The 14,741-nt window shown below is 72.3% G+C and carries 10 protein-coding genes and 1 pseudogene; 6 read left to right on the top strand and 5 right to left on the bottom strand.

Annotated elements, in window-relative coordinates:
• Positions 1-8 precede the first annotated feature (8 nt).
• The 3 genes and pseudogenes from AB0D49_RS10535 to AB0D49_RS10525 all read left to right on the top strand — a co-directional run.
• Positions 9-335: pseudogene (locus tag AB0D49_RS10535) on the top strand (DUF742 domain-containing protein); the annotation flags it as partial.
• Positions 316-936, top strand: coding sequence for an ATP/GTP-binding protein (locus AB0D49_RS10530; protein WP_362754030.1), 621 nt, complete (start codon positions 316-318; stop codon positions 934-936). The pseudogene AB0D49_RS10535 and the gene AB0D49_RS10530, both read left to right, overlap by 20 nt.
• A 37-nt stretch (positions 937-973) precedes the next feature.
• Entirely contained in the window at positions 974-2,467 is a 1,494-nt protein-coding gene (locus AB0D49_RS10525; protein WP_362754027.1) for a cytochrome P450, read from the top strand.
• Between the two features lie 55 nt (positions 2,468-2,522).
• Here the strand turns inward: AB0D49_RS10525 and AB0D49_RS10520 are convergent, their stop codons facing one another.
• Both AB0D49_RS10520 and AB0D49_RS10515 read right to left on the bottom strand, forming a co-directional pair.
• Positions 2,523-3,506, bottom strand: a complete 984-nt coding sequence (locus AB0D49_RS10520; protein WP_362754024.1) for a pseudouridine synthase — start codon at positions 3,504-3,506, stop codon at positions 2,523-2,525.
• Between the two features lie 66 nt (positions 3,507-3,572).
• A complete protein-coding gene (locus AB0D49_RS10515; protein WP_362754021.1) occupies positions 3,573-5,177 on the bottom strand; it encodes an ATP-binding cassette domain-containing protein in 1,605 nt (534 codons plus the stop codon).
• A gap of 395 nt (positions 5,178-5,572) precedes the next feature.
• Between AB0D49_RS10515 and AB0D49_RS10510 the strand changes: the two genes are divergently transcribed.
• On the top strand, positions 5,573-6,154 hold the full coding sequence (locus AB0D49_RS10510) for a GNAT family N-acetyltransferase (RefSeq protein ID WP_362754018.1): 582 nt from the start codon (positions 5,573-5,575) through the stop codon (positions 6,152-6,154).
• Between the two features lie 64 nt (positions 6,155-6,218).
• On the opposite strand, the gene AB0D49_RS10505 is transcribed toward AB0D49_RS10510, so the two are convergent.
• From AB0D49_RS10505 to AB0D49_RS10495, 3 genes are all read right to left on the bottom strand, one after another.
• Positions 6,219-7,754, bottom strand: coding sequence for an amino acid permease (locus AB0D49_RS10505; RefSeq protein ID WP_362754015.1), 1,536 nt, complete (start codon positions 7,752-7,754; stop codon positions 6,219-6,221).
• A 646-nt stretch (positions 7,755-8,400) separates the two neighbouring features.
• Positions 8,401-9,258 (bottom strand): siderophore-interacting protein, encoded by an 858-nt coding sequence (locus AB0D49_RS10500; protein ID WP_362754010.1) that lies wholly within the window; start codon positions 9,256-9,258, stop codon positions 8,401-8,403.
• Positions 9,259-9,533: 275 nt separating this feature from the next.
• A complete protein-coding gene (locus AB0D49_RS10495; protein WP_362754006.1) occupies positions 9,534-10,469 on the bottom strand; it encodes a 5'-3' exonuclease in 936 nt (311 codons plus the stop codon).
• A 371-nt stretch (positions 10,470-10,840) separates the two neighbouring features.
• Between AB0D49_RS10495 and AB0D49_RS10490 the strand changes: the two genes are divergently transcribed.
• The gene (locus AB0D49_RS10490; protein WP_362754003.1) at positions 10,841-11,926 is read left to right on the top strand and encodes a betaine/proline/choline family ABC transporter ATP-binding protein; all 1,086 of its coding nucleotides are present in this window, start codon (positions 10,841-10,843) and stop codon (positions 11,924-11,926) included.
• Positions 11,919-14,552, top strand: a complete 2,634-nt coding sequence (locus AB0D49_RS10485; RefSeq protein ID WP_362754000.1) for an ABC transporter permease/substrate binding protein — start codon at positions 11,919-11,921, stop codon at positions 14,550-14,552. Before AB0D49_RS10490 ends, AB0D49_RS10485 begins: the two co-directional genes overlap by 8 nt.
• The last annotated feature ends 189 nt before the right edge of the window (positions 14,553-14,741 follow it).

Below are 14,741 nucleotides of genomic sequence, written 5' to 3'. Positions count from 1 at the left end.
GCCGCGTCGGCGGCAACCCCGAGCGGTTCTATGTCATCGGCGGCGGCGACGGCGACCGCGCGGGACTGGACCTCGTCACCCTGGTCGTGGCCCGCGCCGAGGACCCGCCGCCGTCCACCACCCCCGAACAGGCGGCGGTGCTGCGGCTGTGCGCCGCACCCCTGTCCGTGGCCGAACTCTCGGCCTACCTCAGCCTTCCGTACAGCGCGGTGACCGTCCTGCTCACCGACATGCTGACGTCCGAACTGGTCCAGGCGCGGGCCCCCATCGTCCGCCAGGCGCTGCCCGACCGGTCCCTCCTCGAAGCGGTGATGCATGGACTTCAAAAGCTCTGACACCGTTCCCGGCCCACGCACCGAGGACCATCTCCCGCACACGGCCAAGGCCGCGGTGAAGATCGTGATCGTGGGCGGGTTCGGGGTCGGCAAGACCACCATGGTCGGCTCGGTCAGCGAGATCAAACCGCTGACCACCGAGGAGACCATGACCCAGGCCGGGATCGGCGTGGACGACAACCGGGGCTCCGACACCAAGACGGCGACCACCGTCGCCATGGACTTCGGCCGGATCAGCGTCTCCGAGCACCTGGTCCTCTATCTCTTCGGCACCCCCGGCCAGGAACGCTTCTGGTTCCTGTGGAACGGCCTGTTTGAAGGCGCCCTCGGCGCGGTGGTGCTGATCGACACCCGGCGCCTGGAGGTCAGCTTCGACGTCATGGGGCGGCTGGAGGAGCGCGGAGTGCCCTTCGTGGTCGCCGTCAACACCTTCCCCGACGCCCCCCACTACCCCGTCGAGGATCTGCGCGTCGCGCTCGACCTCGCCCCCGAGATCCCCATCGTGGAGTGCGACGCCCGGCGCCGCGCCTCCAGCCGGGACACCCTGATGACCCTCATGCGGTTCCTGCACAAGCTCGCCATGGCCGGCGCGCTCACCTGACCCGGCCTCCCCCCGCCCCTTCTCCGGAGCAACCCCCGTGACGTCTGAAACCTCCTCCGCCCCCGGCCCCGGCGCCCTGCCCGGCGGCCCCCCGCCCGGCTGCCCCGCCCACGGCGCCACCGGCCCCGGCGGACTCCACCGGATCTACGGCCCCGAGGCGCTCGACCTCAGCGGCATGTACGAGAAACTCCGCGCCGAACACGGCCCCGTGGCGCCCGTACTGCTCCACGACGACGTCCCCATGTGGGTCGTCCTCGGCCACGCCGAGAACCTCCACATGGTGCGCAGCCCCTCGCAGTACACCCGCGACAGCCGTATCTGGACACCGCTGAACGAAGGCCGGGTCAAGCCCGACCACCCGCTGATGCCGCACATCGCCTGGCAGCCCATCGCCTCGCACGCCGAGGGCGACGAACATCTGCGGCTGCGCGGCGCGGTCACCGGCGCCATGTCCACCATCGACCACCGCTCGCTGCGCCGGCACATCTACCGGCACACCCAGCGGCTCGTGAACCGCTTCTCCGAGCGCGGCACCGCCGACCTGGTGGGCCAGTTCACCGAGCATCTGCCGATGGGCGTGATGTGCGAGATCCTCGGTATGCCCGACGAGTACGGCGACGAACTCGTCCAGGCCGCCCGCGACACCCTCAAGGGCACCGAGACCGCCATCGCCAGCCACGCCAAGGTGATGGACGCCCTCAGCCGGCTCACCCTGCGCCGCCGCGCCGAGCCGCTGGAGGACTTCACCAGCTATCTCGTCCGCCACCCCGCCGGGCTCTCCGACGACGAGGTCCGCGAACACCTGCGGCTGGTGCTGCTCGCCTCCTACGAGGCCACCGTCAACCTGCTGTCCAGCGTGCTGCGGATGGTCCTCACCGACCCCCGCTTCCGCGCCCAGCTCAACGGCGGCCAGATGACCGTGCCCGAGGCGGTCGAGCAGTCCCTGTGGGACGAACCCCCGTTCAGCACCGTGTTCGCCTACTTCGCCAAGCAGGACACCGAACTGGGCGGCAAGCGCATCCGGCGCGGCGACGGGCTGCTCTTCGCGCCCGCGCCCGGCAACATCGACCCCCGGGTCCGGCCCGACCTCGCCGCCCATATGCAGGGCAACCGCTCCCACCTCGCCTTCGGCGGCGGCCCCCACGAGTGCCCCGGCCAGGACATCGGCCGCGCCATCGCCGACGTCGGTGTCGACGCGCTGCTGATGCGGCTGCCCGACGTGGAACTGGACTGCCCCGAGGAGGATCTGCGCTGGACCGAGTCCATCGCCTCCCGCCATCTGGTCAGCCTGCCGGTGACCTTCGACCCCAAGCCGACCCAGGACATCCAGTCGCCCCCGTCGGTCCGCCACGCCGCACCCCGCCAGACCTGGGAGATCGTCTCCCCCAAGCCCGCCCCCACGACCGAACTGCGGTCCACACCCACCGCCCCGCCCCCGGACTTCGGCGCACCGGCCCCGGTCGAGACGCCCCGCCCGGAGCCGCGCCCCGGCGCCTGGCGCCGCTTCGTCCGCTGGTGGCGCGGCGACTGAGACACCGGCAGTTCAGTAGCGGCGACTGAGGCACCGGCCCCCGCAGACGCTCAGCTCAGGGACGCGGACCGTCGGCCCACTCCCCGGCCCACTCCTGGGCCCACTCCTCGGGCCGTGTCCACGCCGTCAGCTCCCGCCTGCTGCGCAGCCGGTGCTCCACCCCCGTCACCGGGTCGGTGAACTCCAGCGAGCGGGCCAGGAGCTGGAGCGGACGGCGGAAGTCGCCCGGCGCCACCGGCGGGGCCACCACCGGGTACAGGGGGTCGCCCAGGATCGGGACGCCGAGCGCCGTCATATGGACCCGCAGCTGATGGGTCTGCCCGGTCTCGGGGGTCAGCCGGTAGCGGGCCAGACCGTCGGCCCGGTGCCCGGCCAGCGCGACCCCGGTCACCGCGTTCGGCGCGCCCGGCACCTCCGCCGCCGCCAGCACCCCGCGCTCCTTCACGATCCGGCTGCGTACCGTCCGGGGCAGCGCGAGCCCCGGATCGTACGGCGCCACCGCCTCGTACTCCTTGTGTACCCGGCGGTCCGCGAAGAGCTGTTGATAGGCGCCGCGCTCGGACGGCCGGACGGTGAACAGGACCAGGCCCGCCGTCAGCCGGTCCAGGCGGTGGGCGGCGCCCAGCTCCGGCAGGTCCAGCTCACGGCGGAGCCGGGCCAGCGCGCTCTGCACGACATGGCCGCCGCGCGGAGTGGTGGCGAGGAAGTGCGGCTTGTCGGCGACGACGATGTGTGCGTCCCGGTACACCACCGCCATCGGGAACGGCACCGGGACCTCGTAGGGCAGGTCGCGGTGGAACCACACATACATGCCCGGTACGAACCCGGTCCCCGGCGCGACCGGGGCGCCGTCCGCGCCGACGACCAGGCCCGCGTCGACCATCTGGGCCACCGCCCCGGGTCCCGCGCCCGACAGCCGCTCCACCAGATACTCCAGGACCGACGCCCAGGGCCCCTCCTGCGGCAGCCGCACCCGCACCGGATCGATCCCGTCACGCTGCGGCAGCGGGGAGGGCGGGGGCACGGGGCGGCGGCTCATGATGGGTCCAGCGTACGAGGGGGAACAGGTCGCCGGGCCCCGCGCGCCCGCGGCGGCCCGGAGCCGTCAGCCGGAGGGCGTGTCGGCGTCCAGGTCCAGCCAGCGGGTGATGCCGATCCGGTGGAGGAACGGCAGGTCGTGGCTGACGACGATCAGCGCGCCCCGGTAGCCGGCCAGGGCCTGGGCGAGCTGGTCGATGCTGGCCATGTCGAGGTTGTTGGTCGGCTCGTCCAGCAGCAGGAGCTGGGGAGCGGGGTCGGCCAGCAGCAGCGCGGCCAGGGACGCGCGGAACAGCTCTCCGCCGGAGAGCGTGCCCACGATCTGGTCGGCGCGTCCGCCCCTGAACAGGAAGCGGGCCAGCTGCGCACGGGTCTGGTTCCCGCCGGCGTGCGGATTGAGGTGGGTGACGTTGTCGAGGATCGACTTGCCGCCGTCCAGCAGGTCCAGGCGCTGTGGCAGATAGCGCAGCGGGACATGGGCGGTGACCTGGCCCTCGGCGGGCGGAAGCTGCCCGGCGACCGTGCGCAGGAGGGTGGTCTTGCCGCTGCCGTTGCGGCCGGTGAGCGCGATCCGTTCGGGTCCGTGGACCCGCAGGTCGTCGATCGGGCGGCCGGTGCGCAGACGGGCGCCGTCGAGGGTGAGGACGGTGCGGTGGGGCGGGACGGCGGTGTCCGGCAGGTCGACGCGGATCGTGTCGTCGTCGCGCAGCCGGTCCCCGGCGGCGTCCAGGCGGTCCCGGGCGTCGGTCACGCGCTGGTCGTGGACGGCCTGCTGCTTGCCGCGGGAGACCTGGGCGGCGCGCTTCATGGTCTGGGCGGTCGTCTTGTCGACCCGGTTGTCGGCGTACATCTGCTTGCCGTAGCGGGCGCTGCGTGCCTGGCGGGTCTGGGCGGCGGCCAGGTCGCGGCGCTGTCGGGCCAGGTCGGACCTGGCCGTGGCGAGTGCGCGCTCGGCGGCCTCCTGCTCGGTGGCGATGGTCTCCTCGTAGGCGGTCAGGTTGCCGCCGAAGTCGCGTACCGTGCCGTCCCGCAGTTCGGTGATCTGGTCGACGCCGTCCAGCAGTTCACGGTCGTGGGACACGATGATCACGGTTCCCCGGTACTCGGTGATCGCCTGGCGGAGATGGTGGCGGGCCTGCCGGTCGAGGTTGTTGGTCGGCTCGTCCAGCAGCAGGACGCGGGGGCGTGCCAGCAGCAGCGCGGCCAGGCGCAGCAGGATCGCCTCGCCGCCGGAGATGTCGCCGACGGTGCGGTCCAGGCCGATGTGGTCGAGGCCCAGGCGGGTCAGGGTGGCCTGCGTGCGTTCCTCCACGTCCCACTGGTCGGCCAGGGTGGTGAAGTGGTCCTCGCTGGTGTCTCCGGCTTCGATGGCGTGCAGGGCGGCGCGGATCCGGGCCACGCCCAGGACCTCGTCGACGGGCGTGGCGGGGTGGAGGGTGAGGTCCTGGGGCAGGTAGCCGGGTTCGCCCGCGACGTGCACGGTTCCCGACGTCGGGGCGAGCCGTCCGGCGATCAGCCGCAGGAGGGTGGACTTCCCGCTGCCGTTGCGGCCGATCAGACCGGTCCGGCCGTCACCGGCCGCCCAGGAGATGTCGTCCAGGACGCTGGTGCCGTCCGGCCAGGCGAACGACAGTCCGGTGCACAGGACAGGTGCGGTGGTGTGCTTGGTCATAGGGGTCTCCCGCGTACGTACTGGTGAAGGGGGCCAGCGTGTGGAGACACCGCGCATCCGCCGGGAACCGGGGATGTCGTGAAGACGGGCGCCGAACCGAGGGCCGGACCAGGCAGGGACGTACCAGGCCCGTGGGCAGCTCGCTTCCGAGGTCACACCCGTGGACGCCGCGACGGCGCGCACGGTGTCTCAGACCTCAGCGGAGCACGTGCCCCTCCCAACGGCGACAACAGATACGCCGTCGACGCTACACGCCCGCTCGGGCGAGCGACACACAATTTCGACGGCGGGAACCCTCCCCGGAAGGCAGATGCGGGACGGCACAGGGGGAGCACCGGACGGCGGGCGGGAAAACGGGTGGGGCGGGCGAGGGGGCGCCGGGCAGGATGCCGGACATGCCTGATCTGACGCCCGAGGCCCTGCCCGCCGGTACGTTCACCGCCCTCCCGCAGCCCACGCTGTCCGGCGCGGACGGACTGCTGCTGCGGCCCTGGCGGGCCGGGGACGCGCCCGCCGTCCACCGGATCTTCCGCGACCCGCTGCTGCACCGCTGGCATCTGCGGGCCTGCGCCGACGAGGCCGAGGCGGGGCGCTGGGTCGAGGAGTGGCGGACGCACTGGACGGCCGGGACGGGGGCCCATTTCGCGGTCGTCGGCGCCGAGTCGGGACGGCTGCTCGGCCGGGTCGCGCTGCGCGGGCTGGTCCTCGCGGACGGGGCGGCCGAGGTGGCGTACTGGACGGCCGCCGAGGCGAGGGGCCGCCGGGTCGCCGTGCGCGCCACCGACGCCCTCGCCCGCTGGGCCCTGGACACCATCGGCTTCCAGCGCCTGGAACTGCTGCACTCCGTCGCCAACGAGGCGTCCTGCCGGGTCGCCGACCGTACCCGGTTCGCCCTGGAGGGCACCAAACGCGCCGCCGGGCTGCACCAGGACGGCTGGCACGATATGCATCTGCACGCCCGGGTACGGGGCGACTGACCCGCCGTCAGACGGCGGTGCGGGGCTGTCCCATGCGGGGGGCGACGGGGACCGGCCCCCGCCGTCAGACGGTGCTGCGGGACCGCCGGACGCGGTACGCGGCGCCCGCCGCCACCGTCACGGCCAGGAACAGCAGCGTGAACCACTGGAAGTACCAGTGTCCGCCCGCCGGGTCGTACACCGCGGCGCGGGGCCAGGCCAGGTTGACGGTCATGAACAGGCCGTAGAGCAGGGCCAGGGCGTTCACCGGGACGCCCCAGCGGCCCAGCGAGAACAGCGGGGCGCCCGTCTCGTCGGTGCCGGTCCGGGGCAACCGGCCGCGCAGCCGGGCGACCAGCAGCGGGCCGGTGACCATCGCGTACGCCAGGTACAGCAGCACGATGCAGGTGGTGCCGATGGCGAGGAACGCCTCCGGGGAGGCGAAGTTCAGCAGCAGCAGGGCGGCGGCCAGCACGCCGATGACCACGGCGGGGGCGTGCGGCATCCCGGTGCGCGGGTTCACCCGGGCAAGCCGGCGGGAGCAGGGCAGCTGTCCGTCCCGGGCCATGGAGAACAGCATCCGGCACGCCGAGGTCTGGATGGCGAGCGTCGCCACCGCGACGGCCACCGCCACATCGGCCAGCAGCAGCCGCCCCACCCCGTCACCGAGGCTGCTGGTGAGGACATAGCTGAGGCCGTCCACCGCGAGGCGGCCGTCGGTCAGGCTCGGCGCGGCCAGCAGTCCGCCGAGCACGATCAGCCCGCCCAGCAGGCCCGCCGCGGCCAGCGCGGTCAGGATGGTGCGCGGCGCGGTCCGCCGGGGCTGGTGGGTCTCCTCGCTCATCTCACCCGCGCTGTCGAACCCGATCATCACGTACGCCGCCGTGAACGAGCCCACCAGCAGCGCGCCCAGCAGCCCGGTCTCGGTGCCGCCGGTCAGGTGCAGGGTGACGCCGGGGGAGCGCTCGGCGTGGGTGAGGAGCAGGACGACGATCAGGACCGCGCCGATGATCTCGGCGGTGACGCCGATCCGGTTGACCGCCGACAGGACCCGGTTGTCCAGCACGTTCACCAGAGTGGTGAGGGCGAGCAGGACGACCCCTAGGACGGCCGCGTTGGCGGCGCCGTCGGCGGAGGTGGGGGCGGGGTCGGAACCGATCAGCTGGAAGCCGGACCAGATCGGGGGCAGCACGAGTTGGAGCGCGAGGGCCGCCGCGGCGACCACCACGATCTGTCCGATCACCATGATCCAGCCGGCGAACCAGCCGAACGTGGCGTTCGAGAGGCGGGTGGACCACTGGTAGATGGCGCCGGATATCGGGTAGCGCGCGGCCAGTTCGGCGAAGCAGGCGGCCACCATGAGCTGTCCGGCGAGCACCACCGGCCAGGTCCAGAAGAAGACCGTGCCGCCGAACCCGTAGCCGATGGTGAAGAACTGGAAGACGGTCGTCAGGACGGAGATGAAGGAGAAACCGGCGGCGAAGGAGGCGTACCTGCCCAGGCTGCGGTGGAGTTCCTGGCGGTAGCCGAACGCCGCGAGCGAGGCGTCCGGGACGGCGGCGGTCGTGGTGGGGGAGTGCGGCGGGTCGGGGCGGACGTCGGAGGGGGCGGTGGTGGTCACGGCGGCACCTGCCTGGGGCACGGAGGGTCATGGGCGCGACGGGAGCGGGGGCGGACGGGTCCGGAGGGTCCGGGAGGGTCTGGAGGGTCTGGAGGGTGGGTCTGGAGGGTCTGGAGGGTCCGGAGGGGTCCGGAACCGGGATCGACCGGAGCCGACCGGGATCGAGCGGGCTCGATCGGGGCCGACCCGGTACGACCGGGATTCCTGTCGGGTGACAGAAATTAGGGACGCGCTGTTTCGGCCGCGTCACACCGGCGTGTCCGCTCCGGGCCCAAGTCCTCACGCCCTACTGCCGCGCGCCGGACGTGCCTGACGGTGTGGGGGACTGGGGGACTGGGGTAGGGGTCTCCGGGTCGGCCGCCGCGCTCGCGATGGACCCGTCGGTGTGCGGGGCTGGGCGCGGGGTCTCTGTGTCCGCCATCGCGCCCGCGACGCGCCTGACGGTGTGCGGGGCTGGGCGCAGGGGTCCCCTCCGTGTCCGCCGCCGCGCTCGTGACGGACGGCCGGGCGCGGCGGCCTCCGTGTCCGCCGCCGCGCCCCGGAAGGCCCCGGCCCCACCACCACGCCCCGGACGGACCCGCCCCGGCAGTGCGAAGCGGCGGTACCCGGTCGATCGGGTACCGCCGCTCATGGAAAGGGGTGCGGGCTACGCCGCCGTCTGCTCGCCGCCCGCCCGGGTCTCCTGCTCCGCCTCGATCCGGGCGTTCCAGTCCGGCTTCGCCGCCTGCCAGCCGTCCTCGTCGTGGCCGAGCCGCCAGTAGCCGGAGATGGAGATGTCGTCGCGGGGCACCTGGAGCTCCATCCGCAGCATGCGGCGCAGTTCCTTCACCCAGCCCGCCTCGCCGTGCACGAAGGCGTGCATCCGGCCCTCCGGGAAGGTGAGCCCCCGGACCGCCGCGACCAGGGCCTCGCCGACCGGCCGGGTGCCGCGGTGCAGCCAGACCACCTCGGCGTCGGAGTCGATCTTCTGCTCCTCCTCGGGGCCGGAGATCTCGATGAACGCCCGCACCCGCGCCCCGCCGGGCAGCGCCTCCAGCGCGGCGGCGATGGCCGGGAGGGCGCTCTCGTCACCGACCAGCAGATGCCAGTCGGCGGCCGGGTCGGGGGCGTAGGCGCCGCCGGGGCCCATGAGGCGCACGGTCTCACCGGGCTGGACCCGCAGCGCCCAGGGACCGGCGAGGCCCTCGTCGCCGTGGATCACGAAGTCCAGGGTGAGTTCGCGCAGGACCGGGTCCCAGACGCGCACGGTGTAGGTGCGGGTGACCGGCCACTGCTGGCGCGGGAAGTCCTTCCGGATGCGCTCGATGTCGAAGGGCTCGGGATAGACCACGCCCGGCGCCGGGAACAGCAGCTTCACATAGTGGTCGGTGCAGCCGCCGGCGGCGAACTCGGCCAGGCCGTCGCCGCCGAGCACCACGCGCTGCATATGAGGGGTCAGCCGCTCGGTGCGGACGACCTGCGCGGAATGCGTCTTCGGCGGCTTGCGGGCCGGACGTGCTGCCATGACAGCCTCCCTGCTGTTCCATGCTTAGGTTTACCTAAGTTAGCACTCCGTCCCGGGAGACACCCGCTGTCGTGCACGCGAATGACCATGATTTTGGATAGCGATCGGCTCTTGCACCCGGGGGGAGCAGGGCATTTACCTATCGTCGGTTTGCGGGGGCGATTCTTTCGGGCGCCGCGCGGTCGCCGGGTCCCCCGGGTCCCCCGCGTGCTCCGGGTTTCCGGGTTCCCCGACTCCTCCCGCCCCGTCCCCCTGGTCCCCCTGGTCCCCAGGTCTCAGGCGACCGCGTCCAGCGTCAGCAGCACTCGGCGCAGTGAGCCGCCCAGGTTCCAGCGGTCCGCCAGCGCGTCCAGCGCCGCCCTGTCGCGCGGGGCGCGCGGCAGCGCGGTGTCCACCTCCGGCAGCGGGACGTCGGCCGCGACCCGCACCACCTTCGGGGCGACCTCGACATAGGGCCGCGCCTCGGTCAGCCGCTTGCGCTGGGACGGCGTCAGCTTCGCCTTCGGGTCGTCCAGCGCCGCCATGATCCCGGCCAGGTCGCCGAACTCGGCGAGCAGCTTCGCCGCCGTCTTCTCCCCGATGCCGGGGACGCCCGGCAGACCGTCGCTCGGGTCGCCGCGCAGCAGCGCCAGATCCACATACCCGGGGCCGTCCACGCCGTACTTCTCGCGCAGTACCGCCTCGTCGGTGAGCTGGAGCGTGCCGACGCCCTTGATCGGGTACAGCACCCGCACCCCGCGGCCGTCGTCCACCAACTGGTACAGGTCGCGGTCGCCGGTGACGATGTCGACCGGGCCGGTGGCCCGCGCGGTGAACGTGCCGATCACGTCGTCCGCCTCGTAGCCCGCGACGCCCACCCGGGCGATGCCCAGCGCGTCGAGCACCGCCTCGATGATCGGCACCTGTGGGGACAGGGTGTCGGGCACCTCCTCCTCGTCCGGACCGCTCGCGTGCTCCTCCGCCACCCGGTGCGCCTTGTAGGAGGGGATGAGGTCGACCCGCCACTGGGGGCGCCAGTCCGCGTCCATGCAGGCCACCAGGTGGGCCGGGCGGTGGTCCCGGACCAGGCGTTCGATGAACTCCAGCAGACCGCGCACGGCGTTCACGGGGGTGCCGTCCGGGGCCTTCACGGACTCCGGGACGCCGAAGTAGGCGCGGAAGTAGAGCGAGGCGGTGTCGAGGAGCATCAGCTGTCCGGTCACCCTCCGCATCATGCCGCACGGCACTGACAGCGGCACTGACAGCGGCACTGGTCAGCGGCACTGACAGCGGCACTGGTCAGCGGCGCCGACGGCGGCACTGGTCAGCGGCGCCGACGGCGGCACGGACAGCGGCACCGGCGGCGGCGCGGGGTCGGGGCGGGGTCGGGGCGTGGTTCAGGAGTGGCCAAGGGGCTCGGATCAAGAGCCCGTCGATGTGACCCGGGACACATTTCGTTTGGCTGGAAACGGTCGGGGCAGGCGCGCCGTCGGAGTGACGCCGGTCGCGGCCCCGGCCGCGCACCGCTCAGCGCCGGTCGCGGCTTCCACCGCCCGGCGCCCGGCGTCGCTCCGTGTCCTTGCCCCCGAGACAAGAGGTTCGCGTGTCATCCAGGCTTGAGGCCGAGCACCTGTTCAAGGTGTTCGGGAGACGACCGGTCAACGCCGTACGACGGCTCCGTGAGGGAGCCGACCGGGAGGAGTTGCGCGCCGACGGCACCACGGCCGCCGTGATCGACGCCTCCTTCACCGTGGAACCCGGCGAGATCTTCGTCGTCATGGGCCTGTCCGGATCAGGGAAGTCCACCCTGCTGCGGATGCTCAACGGGCTGCTGGAGCCGACCGCGGGCACCGTCCGCTTCGACGGGCAGGACCTGACCGGGCTGGGCCCGCGCGCCCTGCGCGAGGTCCGCTCCCGCAAGATCAGCATGGTGTTCCAGCACTTCGCGCTGTTCCCGCACCGCAGTGTGCTGGAGAACGCCGCCTATGGACTGGCCGTCCAGGGCGTGGCACGGGCGGAGCGTGAGCGGCGCGCCGCCGAGGCCCTCGCCCTCACCGGCCTCGAAGGCTGGGAGAAGTCCTGGCCGGACGAGCTGTCCGGCGGGATGCAGCAGCGGGTCGGGCTGGCCCGCGCGCTGGCCACCGACGCCGATCTGCTGCTGATGGACGAGTCCTTCAGCGCCCTGGACCCGCTGATCCGCCGGGACATGCAGGACCAGTTGCTGACCCTCCAGCGCACCCTGAGGAAGACCATCGTCTTCATCACCCACGACCTCAACGAGGCGATGCGGCTCGGCGACCGGATCGCTGTGATGCGCGACGGCCGGATCGTCCAGGACGGCACCGCCGAGGACATCCTGCTGCGGCCCGCCAACGACTACGTCGCCTCCTTCATCCAGGACGTCGACCGCTCCCGGGTGCTGACCGCCGACGCCGTCATGGACACCGAGGTGCGCGGCGACGAGGCCGACTGCGGCTGCCCGACCGCCACCCCGGACACCCCCTTCCACGAACTGTGCGCGCTCAGCGCCCGGATGAGCCACGCGGTGGCCGTCCTCAAGGGCCGGGAACTGGTCGGTGTCGTACCCCGGCAGCGGCTGGTCGCCCTCGTCGGCGACGAACAGGGGCCGCCGCGGCCCTGCGACAACCCCCGGGAACGGGACGGCGGGAAGGTGACCGCTCGTGCCTAGAGTCCCCTTCGGCGACTGGGTCAACAGCGCCGTCGACTGGCTGCTGGACAATGTGGCCTGGCTGTTCGACTTCCTCAAATCCGTCTTCCTGGGCGTGTACGACGGCATCGACGCCGTCCTCCAGGCTCCCCAGCCGCTGCTGCTCGCCGGGATCTTCGCGGTGATCGCGTTCTGGCTGCGCGGCACGCTCGCCGGGGTGCTCTCCTTCGCAGGGTTCGCGTTCATCGACTCCCTGGGGCTGTGGGAGAACGCGATGATGACCCTCTCGCTGGTCCTTGTCGCCACCCTGATCGCGCTGCTGATATCCGTGCCGGTCGGCGTCTGGGCCGCCCGCTCGGACCGGGTGAGCGGGCTGGTCCGGCCGGTGCTGGACTTCATGCAGACGCTGCCCGCGATGATCTACCTCATCCCGGCGATCCTGTTCTTCGGCAGCGGCGCCCCCGCGGGCATCGTCGCCACCCTGATCTTCGCCCTCGCCCCCGGCGTCCGGATGACCGAGCTGGGCATCCGCCAGGTCGACAAGGACCTGGTCGAGGCCGCCGAGGCGTTCGGCACCAGCCGCCGGGACATCCTGCTGCGGGTCCAGTTGCCGCTGGCCCTGCCGACCGTCATGGCCGGTGTCAACCAGGTCATCATGCTGGGCCTGTCGATGGCCGCCATCGCCGGGATGGTCGGCGCCGACGGACTCGGCGCCGACGTCAACGAAGCCCTCGGCCAGCTGAACGTGGGCCTGGGCTCCGAGGCGGGCGTCGCCATCGTCATCCTCGCGATCTACCTCGACCGGATGACCGGCGCCCTCGGCACCCAGGTCTCCCCGATGGCCCGCCGGGCCGCCGCCCGCGCCCGCGCCGCGCGGACCACGCACGCCCTGAAGGTCTGGTCGTACCGCCCCCGTCCGGCCGTCGCCATGGCAGGGGTCCTGGTGCTCGCGCTCGTCGCGGGCGGCCTCGGCATCTTCGGTGGCGCCCGGGACACCACCGACACCACCGACACCGCCGACGCGCAGAACGTCGGCAAGGGCGAGAAGCTCACCGTCGGCTACATCCCCTGGGACGAGGGGGTCGCCTCCACCTTCCTGTGGAAGGAGATCCTGGAGCAGCGCGGCTACGAGGTCGAGGCCAAGCAACTGGACGCCGGACCGATGTACACCTCCCTGGCCGCCGGTGACCTCGACTTCGAGACCAACTCCTGGCTGCCGACCACCCACGAGCAGTACTGGAAGAAGTACGGCGACCGGCTGGAGGACCTCGGCCCCTGGTACGAGGAAACCTCCCTGGAGCTGACCGTCCCCAGCTATATGGAGGACATCGACTCGCTGGCCGACCTCAAGGGCCGGGCCGGTGAGTTCGGCGGGAAGATCACCGGCATCGAGGCCAGCGCCGGAGAGATGGCCCTGCTGAAGAGCAAGGTGCTCAAGGAGTACGGCCTCGAGGGCGAGTACCAGGTCGTCGACAGCTCCACCCCGGCGATGCTCGCCCAGCTCAAGCGGGCCTACGCCAAGAAGGAACCCATCGTCGTCACCCTCTGGTCGCCGCACTGGGCGTACAACGACTACGACCTGAAGAAGCTGAAGGACCCGAAGGGCGCCTGGGGCTCGGGCGACGGGGTGCACATGCTGTCCCGGCAGGGCTTCACCGAGGACCATCCGCAGGTCGCCCGGTGGCTGCGCGACTTCTCCATGACCGAGGACCAGCTCACCAGCCTGGAAGCGGAGATCAACCAGGCGGGCAAGGGCAGGCAGCAGGACGCGGTGCGGGCCTGGCTGGAGCGGAACCCCGGGGTCGTCGACCAGTGGGCGCCGGTCGCGCAGACCGGCGGGGACACCCCGGCCGAGGCCCGGCGGGCGGTGAACGTGGCCTGGTTCCCCTGGGACGAGGACATCGCCATCACCTACCTCTGGAAGAACGTCCTGGAGCGCCGCGGCTACACCCTGAACCTGAAGCAGATGGACGTCGGCCCGGTCTACACCGGACTCGCCGCCGGGGACCTCGATCTGAACTTCGACGCCTGGCTGCCGTACGCCCAGAAGAACTACTGGGACAAGCACAAGGACAGCCTCCACGACCTCGGGACCTGGTACGAGCCGACCTCGCTGGAGATCGCCGTCCCGTCCTATGTGAAGGGCGTCGACTCGCTGGCGGACCTCAAGGGCAAGGCGGATCTGTTCGACGGCCGGATCGTCGGCATCGAACCCGGCACCGGCGAGATGGACCTGCTGAAGAAGAAGGTCATGCCCGGCTACGGCCTCGAGGGCGAGTACCAGGTCGTCGACGGCTCCACCCCGGCGATGCTGGCCGAGCTGAAGCGGGCGTACGCCAAGAAGGAGCCGATCGCCGTCACCCTGTGGTCACCGCACTGGGCGTACAGCGAGTACGAGCTGACCAAGCTGAAGGACCCGCGGAAGGCGTTCGGCGAGGGCAACACCATCCGGACCATCTCCAGCGAGCGGTTCCCCGAGCGGTATCCGCGGCTCACCGAGTGGATCAAGGGCTTCCGGATGACCGAGGACGAGCTGGGCACCCTGGAGGCCGAGATCAAGAACCGGGGCCAGGGCAAGGAGGAGGAAGCCGTGGCCGCCTGGCTGGAGGAGCACCCGGACATCGTGGGCCGGATGACCCCGGGGTGACGCCCGCGCGAGCGCCGGTCACTGGTCGCTGGTGACCGATCGGCTCTCCGTGGTCCCGGCTGTCACGGCAGGAATTCAGCCAACCACGGAGAGTCGCCAAAGGGCGTCCACCGGCGTACGAATGTCCAGGAATCCGGCGCGAAGCCCGGCCCCGCGCGCCGAACCGCCCCCTCAGCGCCGTGCGCCACC

Source organism: Streptomyces sp. NPDC048290 (assembly GCF_040652095.1).
In the GTDB taxonomy this organism is placed as follows: Bacteria; Actinomycetota; Actinomycetes; order Streptomycetales; family Streptomycetaceae; genus Streptomyces.
The sequence above is the reverse complement of the archived record's forward strand: the minus strand, read 5'-3'. Positions and strand labels throughout refer to the sequence as shown.